At 40.0% G+C, this 8,149-nt stretch carries 6 protein-coding genes and 1 pseudogene; 1 reads left to right on the forward strand and 6 read right to left on the reverse strand.

Features of this window, described 5'->3' with window-relative positions; genetic code table 11:
- Nucleotides 1-76, forward strand: a pseudogene (locus EXE10_RS19535) (type II toxin-antitoxin system HipA family toxin); the annotation flags it as partial.
- 191 nt (nucleotides 77-267) lie between these two features.
- On the opposite strand, the gene EXE10_RS19540 reads toward EXE10_RS19535, so the two are convergent.
- From EXE10_RS19540 to EXE10_RS19565, 6 genes are all read right to left on the reverse strand, one after another.
- On the reverse strand, nucleotides 268-633 hold the full coding sequence (locus tag EXE10_RS19540) for a copper-binding protein (protein ID WP_130114467.1): 366 nt from the start codon (nucleotides 631-633) through the stop codon (nucleotides 268-270).
- A gap of 33 nt (nucleotides 634-666) precedes the next feature.
- The gene (locus tag EXE10_RS19545; RefSeq protein ID WP_130114468.1) at nucleotides 667-3,813 is read right to left on the reverse strand and encodes an efflux RND transporter permease subunit; all 3,147 of its coding nucleotides are present in this window, start codon (nucleotides 3,811-3,813) and stop codon (nucleotides 667-669) included.
- A 13-nt stretch (nucleotides 3,814-3,826) separates the two neighbouring features.
- A complete protein-coding gene (locus EXE10_RS19550) occupies nucleotides 3,827-5,326 on the reverse strand; it encodes an efflux RND transporter periplasmic adaptor subunit (RefSeq protein ID WP_130114469.1) in 1,500 nt (499 codons plus the stop codon).
- Entirely contained in the window at nucleotides 5,326-6,630 is a 1,305-nt protein-coding gene (locus tag EXE10_RS19555; protein WP_130114470.1) for a TolC family protein, read from the reverse strand. Before EXE10_RS19555 ends, EXE10_RS19550 begins: the two co-directional genes overlap by 1 nt.
- 80 nt (nucleotides 6,631-6,710) lie before the next feature.
- Nucleotides 6,711-7,106 carry a hypothetical protein gene (locus EXE10_RS19560; RefSeq protein ID WP_002071399.1) on the reverse strand — a complete coding sequence of 132 codons (396 nt, stop codon included), beginning with the start codon at nucleotides 7,104-7,106 and terminating at the stop codon, nucleotides 6,711-6,713.
- A 112-nt stretch (nucleotides 7,107-7,218) separates the two neighbouring features.
- Nucleotides 7,219-8,139, reverse strand: coding sequence for a copper resistance protein B (locus EXE10_RS19565; RefSeq protein WP_130114471.1), 921 nt, complete (start codon nucleotides 8,137-8,139; stop codon nucleotides 7,219-7,221).
- Nucleotides 8,140-8,149 lie beyond the last annotated feature (10 nt).

Genomic DNA, 8,149 nt, shown 5'->3' on the forward strand with positions numbered 1-8,149 from the left:
GGGTTATTATGTATCGCCTTTTGAGTTTGAAGCAATGTACTATGATAAGATTAACCCGTTAGGTCAGGTGGCCTAACTTAAATAAAAAAGTCTCCGACAAACCCGGTACGGTTCAAATGCTTTCTTGCCTTACAGTGGAATTGATAAAATAAAATTCAAGAATTGAACTATATAAACTGGAATTTTTAAAGCGATCTTATTTAACTTCTATAAAAATGCCAATAGCGTCTAAAGGATATAACACTATTGGCACCATATACTAGTACATTATGAATTATTAGGCTTTACAGCGATGATTATATAATTTTCTCCTTCTGCTTTTAATTCAAATTCAACTTTATCCCCTACAGTTAAACCATTTAATAAGGATGGGTCAGCAACTTTTAAGCCCATCATCATTGCAGGCCATTTAAGTGCAGGAATTGCTTCATGGTCGAGTGTTAAAATATTTTCTTTCGTATCAATAGCAGTAATCACGCCAACGGCTTGAGCCGTTGTAGCGGTAGAAGACTCCTTATTCATCTGCTCCATAGGTGCGTCTGCTTTCTTCTGCTCTGATGCTTCATTTTTACTACATGCGCTTAATGCAGCAATGGTGGTAACAAGAGCAATAATTTTCATAAATTTCAACATAATAAAACCTCTTTAGACGAAATAATAAAACGATCAATGTGTTGATAGTTTTCTTTTGATTAAAAGCTGATATGCAGCTGGGATAACAAACATTGACAGTAGAGGAGCTGAAATCATGCCCCCAACCATAGGTAAAGCAATACGGCTCATCAATTCGGAACCTGTCCCAGTCCCTAAAAGTATAGGAATTAAGCCTGCCAAAATGACGGCAACCGTCATGGCTTTAGGACGAACGCGTAGTACAGCTCCTGTTCGGATTGCATCATTGAGTTGTTGCACCGTTAAAGACGCTGCTGAAGAAGGTAAATGTTGTTGGGTATGATCTATCGCTTGTTTTAAATAAAATAGCATGACCACTCCAAACTCTGTGGCAACACCGGCAAGTGCAATAAAACCAACAGCAATTGCCACTGAAAAGTTATAGCCACTCAAGTATATGGCCCAAATACCACCAATTAAGGCAAAAGGTAGAGTCAACATAATCAGAGCAGCATCTTGTACTTGTCTAAAGATCAGGTAGAGCAATAGAAAAATGATCATCAAAGTAATTGGAATTATTACTTTTAGTCGAGCATTTGCACGTTCCATAAACTCAAACTGGCCTGAATAGCTGATGCTCATAGCAGGAGAAAGTTTGACTTGCGAATCAATGGTTTGTTTCAAATCTTGTACAACTGAAGCTAAGTCACGTCCTTGCACATCAATATAGACCCAACCACTAGGGCGGGAATTTTCGCTCTTCAGCATTGGAGGGCCATCTGTAATCTGGATATTGGCAACGCTACTTAAGATAATTTGCTGACCTGACTCGGTAACAACAGGTAAATTTCTCAAAGCTTCCAGTGAGTCTCGAATCTCTCGTGGATAACGTACATTAATAGGATATCTTGCTAATCCCTCAACAGTTTCACCAATATTTTTTCCACCTATCGCTGATGACACAATTTGCTGTACATCATCAATATTAAGACCATATCGTGCAGCTTGCATACGATTGATATCAACATCAATATACCTGCCACCCGTGAGCCGTTCAGCTAAAGCTGAGCTAACACCAGATACCGTTTTAGCTGCTTGTTCAACTTGTTGTGCGACCCGATCAATATCTTGTAAATTGTTTGCTGAAATTTTAATTCCGATGGGACTTTTAACCCCAGTCGCCAACATATCAATCCTGTTACGAATAGGCGGTACCCAAATATTCGTTAAACCCGGCACCTGAACTGCCTTATCAAGTTCTTTCACCAATTTTTCAGGTGTCATCCCAGCACGCCACTCAGATCGAGGCTTAAATTGAATTGTTGTTTCAAACATCTCCAAAGGCGCTGGGTCTGTAGCTGACTCAGCTCGTCCAGCCTTACCAAATACCGTTGCAACTTCCGGAATGGTTTTAATCATCCTATCTGTTTGCTGTAGCAGTTCAGAAGCTTTGGCTGCGGACAATCCCGGTAAAGCCGACGGCATATATAGTAAATCGCCTTCATCCATTTTAGGTAAAAATTCTCCACCTAAACGGGTCAGAGGGTAAAGGCTCACTAGAAAAATAAGCAATGCAACCAGTAATGTCGTCTTTGGATAAGCTAAAACTTTATCCAACATAGGACCGTATATTTTGATGAGAAAACGATTTAGTGGATTACGTTGTTCAGACGGTAATTTCCCGCGGATCCAATACCCCATCAATACTGGAATTAACGTAATGGATAAACCAGCTGCCGCTGCCATGGCATAAGTTTTGGTAAATGCCAATGGTGAGAACAAGCGTCCCTCTTGTGCCTGCAAGGTGAAAATAGGAATGAAGGATAAGGTAATGATGAGTAGACAGAAAAATAAAGCTGGACCAACCTCACTGGCTGACCGAGCAATAATATCCCAACGTTCTTGTGGTGCTAAGATTTGATCAGGATGCTCATGCTGCCAAGCTTCTATATGTTTGTGTGCATTTTCTACCATTACCACCGCAGCATCGACCATGGCCCCAATCGCAATGGCAATACCACCCAGAGACATAATATTGGCATTTAACCCCTGATAATACATGACCAGGAAAGCCGATAAAATCCCAAGTGGTAGAGAAACAATAGCCACCATTGCTGAACGTAAATGCCAGAGGAAAAGTCCACAGACTAATGCCACGACAATGAACTCTTCAATCAATTTATGGCTGAGATTCTCTATAGCCCGATCGATCAATTGACTACGATCATATACGGGAACCACCTGCACACCTTTTGGTAGGCTCTGTTGTAATTCCGCGAGCTTTACTTTAACAGCAGCAATAGTTTCACGTGCATTTTTACCTGCTCGTAAAATCACAACGCCACCAACAGTTTCACCTTGTCCATTCAGTTCACTGATACCACGACGCATTTCTGGTCCAAGCTGTATCGTTGCAATATCACCCAAAGTAACTGGAACACCAAAACGATTTGTCCGTAGTGGGATCTGGCGAAAATCATCTAATGTTTTTAAATAACCAGTGGCTCGTACCATATATTCGGTTTCAGCCATTTCCAAGACTGAACCACCCGTTTCTTGATTAGCTTTTTGAATCGCTTCAATGACATTATCTTGAGTAATACCTAATGACGCCATTTTGCTTGGGTTTAAAACAACCTGATATTGCTTCACCATTCCCCCAATCGTGGCAACTTCAGCCACATTGGGTAATGTCTTCAACTCATACTTTAAAAACCAGTCTTGTACGCTTCTCAACTGAGAAAGATCATGCTGTCCTGTTGGATCAACTAATGCATATTCATAAATCCAGCCAACCCCTGTAGCATCTGGCCCTAATGATGATTTCGCATCCGCAGGCATATTTCCTTGTATCTGATTCAAGTATTCCAAAACACGTGACCGTGCCCAGTAGAGGTCTGTATGTTCGTCAAAAATGACATAGACAAACGAATCACCAAAAAAAGAATACCCCCGAACATCTTTAACTCCAGGCACTGATAACATGGTGGTTGTTAAAGGATAAGTCACCTGATTTTCAACAATCTGTGGTGCCTGACCGGGAAAATTAGTTCGTACAATGACTTGTACGTCAGATAAATCTGGTAAAGCATCAACAGGAGTATTTTTAACAGCCCAAGTCCCCCAGATAGCCAGAACTAAAGCAGCTAGTAATACAAATACTCGATTCAAAATTGAAAAACGAATAATACGGGCGATCATAATAGTTCTCCCGTTAGTTCTTTATAGATGTCATAGACATCTTTGAAATGTCAGAAATGACATAAGCATCTCCAACTTTTGTAAAACTAAAGTTGACCTGGTCACCTTGCTGAATCTGAGTAAATGGCTGTACTGGCTGTTTAAAGCTCATGGTCATAGCACCCCAACCCAACTCAGGAATAGCCTGATGTGAAATAGTAACTTCCTGAGCTGTGACTTTTTCAACTTTTCCAATGCCTTGATATTTTGATGTCTTAACTGCTTGAGAGGGGGTAATAGATTTTCCAGTATTCAGCTTATCAAGTACGCCCTGTAAATTTGCTTCAGAGTCAATCAAGAATTGTCCTGAAATTACAACGTTTTGACCTACTTTCAAACCTTCTAAAATTGCAATCTTATTTCCATCACTTTGCCCTAACTGAACAACAACAGGTTCAAAACGTCCTTGCTCATGAGCCACAATGACAATATTACGGGTGCCTGTACGGATAACAGCCTGCTCTGGAACTATTAAACTGCTTTGAGGATTGCTAGATAGTTTGACAGAGGCAAACATCCCCGGTTTGAGCTGTGCCTCTTTATTAGGTAATTCAATACGAACTTTTATGGTTCTGCTAGTAGTATCTAAGGTAGGTAAGATATCAATTACTTTACCCGAGACTATTTGAGGGTATGCTGTAAAAGTAACTTCGACTTTACTTCCTCGTTTGATTCCAGCAATTTGTGTTTCAGGTATTGCTGCTTCTAACCAGATTGGGTTAATCCCTTTAATGATGGCCAGCGTTTGCCCCATAGCTAAAGCCATTCCATTGCGGACTTCTAGTGAATCAATAAATCCACTAATGGGAGCTTGCAAAGTTATATTAGATTGCACTCGACGAGTTCGCTCAACTTGATGAATCACATTTTGTGGTATTCCTAAAAGCTGCAAACGTTGACGGCTTGCTTGAATAAGGGAACGATCTCCAGTACGGAGCACAGCTAAAAATTCAGTTTGCTCTCCAGTCCATTCGGGTATTGAAATATCAGCAATAGGACTCCCTTGCCTTACCATATCTCCTACAGCATGCCCATACACTCGCTGAACAAAGCCACTTGCTCTAGTTTGTAAAATAGCTGTTTGCCGTTCATTTGCTTGTAATATGCCATTAGTAAACATGGCATTTCCAATTACAGCCTGTTCAACAGTGCCGTAACGGATGGCTAAATTTTGTTGAATAGATGGATCTATTTTGACTGTAGGACGACTTTCATCGGTCATCGCTGCATTTTCATCTGCATATTTAGGTACCAGTTGCATGTCCATAAATGGAGACTTACCTGGCTTATCAAAATGCTGTTCAGGCTTCATTGGGTCGTACCAATACAACACTTTGGCATCCTGTTGTTGACTTGCCGATGTCGATTGAGGATTGTCTTTCTGATGTGCTATCCAATATCCAGCACCACCACCTGCAACCAAACTAATTGTGGCAACTCCTATGACAGTCACTGCCAATTTATTTTTTAACATTATGGCTGCTCCTCAACATAGTTTAAGGTTGGTTCTTCAAAGGCAAAATAAAGTTGGGCTTTAGTCACAGCCTGTTGTTGTTGAAGATCAATGAGACGCAATCGTTGTTCTAGAAGAGCTTGTCGGGCAGCAATGATATTGGTCAAATTAGTTTTCCCCGCTTGATAAGTTGCTAACTGTAAATTCACTTTTTGTTTGGCAAGAGGAATACTCTTTTGCATCGTGCGATTAATTTGTTGGTCAAGAGCGTCAAGATCAGATAACCCTTCATCTAACAAGGTGAGATATTCACGATACTTAACCTCTTGATCGGCAGTAATCCGGTTTTGTTCAGCTAAAGCTGCTTGAATGAGTGGACCACTCCGTTTTTTTGAAAAAACAGGGAGTTCAGTTGTCAGTTGCACACCGATCATATCGCCAAACTCAGGTGCTCGATGCTGATAAGCAAACTCAATGCCCCAATCTGGTTTTTGCAAAGCTTGAGCTTGCCTAAGTTTTGCTTCAGCCGTTTTCTTTTCAGCCTGATAAGCTTTTAACTCAGGATGTTGGTGCAAGTGATGATACAACTTTGATGTATCAAGAGAGATTATTGGTGCTTGGGTAGATAAGGTTTCAATTTGAGAGATGTTTTCAGTTGGTTCTGCACTTACCAGTCGATGTAGTTCTAACTTGGCCTTTTTTAAATCTCGAAGTAAATCATCTTTTTGATCGAGTAGAACATTACTTTCAAGTCTTGGATCAAGTGCATCAGCAACCATAGTTCGACCAGAGGTGACCTGTGTTTGGGTCATCTGAGAAAGTAATCGATTCTCTGAAAACAGTTCATCGTATAGCGCCAATTTACGCTCAAGATAAAAACGTTTAAACCAAGCAGATGCAACTTTTTGACGTAACTCAATACGTAGAATCTCAGTTTGAGCAGTGACTGAACCCAATTCAGCTTTTGCTAACTCGACCTCGGCTTGTCTTTTGGCGCGGTTTGGAAAATCTTGCATAACACCAATTTTCTGCATAGTCATACCTTCCTGTGTGATTGACCATGCAGCATCACCAGATATAGGGTAATTATCTAAGCCCACAAATAGTTTAGGGTTGGGTAAAATACCTGAAGCTGAAACCATATTCTCAGCTCCCTCAATCTGAGCACTATTTGCTCTTAGGGTAGGTGCATATTGCTCAGCAAGCTTCAAAGCTGTATCCAATGTCAGTGGCTCGGCATAAGCTTGACCATAGATCAAAGAGAAACAGATCGTAGCTATCTGCCATCTCCCCCCCGGGGATAGCTTTTCTTTATAAAAGTTCATATTTTTAGCTCTAAAATGATATACACGCGCACGTGTAGAACATCCATAGAAAACTCTATGAATGACGAAGAATTATCAAATTAGTTAGAGCGTGGGGGCTTCCATAAACCTGAAGGGTATGGAGCAGGAAGATTTTGATCTGGAAAATAAAAGACTGATCGCTCTACGGGTGAGAATACCGTTGAGTGCAAAATGCTTTGAGGATCACTGGCGTACGCAATTTTGGCAAAAGACATAATGCAATCTTGCTCAGACATACAGGAAGGATCATGTAGCGTTTTTTTGACCTTTGCTTCAACTTTCATACAGTCGGTATGCATCATATCCTGGTTTTGAGATGCTTCCATTTGCATGGATTTCATCTGTTCAGATGGCATTAAACACCGCTTATGTACAGACGAAGCAGCAGCAGCCGATCCTACTAAAAGGATAGCAAACGATAAAAACAGCGATAGGCATGTTTTTAACCACTGCATAGAGATAAGACCAAAATTTAAGCTTTTTTAGTTTTACAGATTCGAAATTAAATAGCAATAATTTTATGAATGATAGCCAAAGCTATCATTCATGATACTAAGTCATATCACCTTAAAAAACTAATTCGATACCTGCACCATATTTCCATCCCTTTTCAGACTCTGTTGCCTCTTGCATAGAAGTGGCTTTCTGTCCTTTTTCATATTGGTAAGCAACATCAATGAAAGGTTTAATTCGCTTAGTAATCTCATATCGGGTTTTGATACCAGTTTTAAGTTCTGATAAACCTGATTTTGCAGCATAATCAGAGTCATCGTTGAATATAGCATCCATTTCTAGATAAGGTTGAGTAATCAATTTCTGGGTTAACAAGAAATCACGTTCGATTTCAAAACTTGCTCCCCAAAAGTTATTCTCGCCACCGTATAAATAAGCTTGTGTTTCAAAGAAATAAGGAGCTAATCCTAATACACCAATAACACCATCAACTCGATCACTGTTGCTGCTATTTTTATCTTCGCTATATCTTACACCAGCTTGTATATCCCAAAATGGGGCTACGTTACGGCTATAAAGTGCTGATACAGCATATTTTGGATCATTACTTTCTGACTTTTCCGAATTGGCTTCAATAAATAGACGATTTTCATCTGTTCCAATCAAAGTTTCAAGCTTTGTTCCTAGGTTGCCCTTACCGTCTTCATCAACCATCCATGCATTTTCAAGTCTTGTTACTTGATAAATTTGTCCGCCATGTTCTTTAAGATGATCATCGTGAGATCCGTCTGATCTCTTTCTTGCAGTCAAAATAATATTATCTCCCCCATTTGCATTTTCCATTGAATAATATTCTGGATACAATTCTTGGGGGCTATATCTTAAGCCACCAGACTCCTGTAATAAGACTCTCATACCATTTGTAATATTACTGTCTTGTTCCGAAGTGCTGCTATTAGCAAAAGTTAAGTTTGATATACTTATTAATGCAATTGATAAGACTGTTTTTGAGAAGAAATTCTTAGTGATTTGCATGTGGATTTAC

The sequence above is a fragment of the Acinetobacter sp. WCHAc060033 genome (assembly GCF_004209125.1).
In the GTDB taxonomy this organism is placed as follows: domain Bacteria; phylum Pseudomonadota; class Gammaproteobacteria; order Pseudomonadales; family Moraxellaceae; genus Acinetobacter; species Acinetobacter wuhouensis.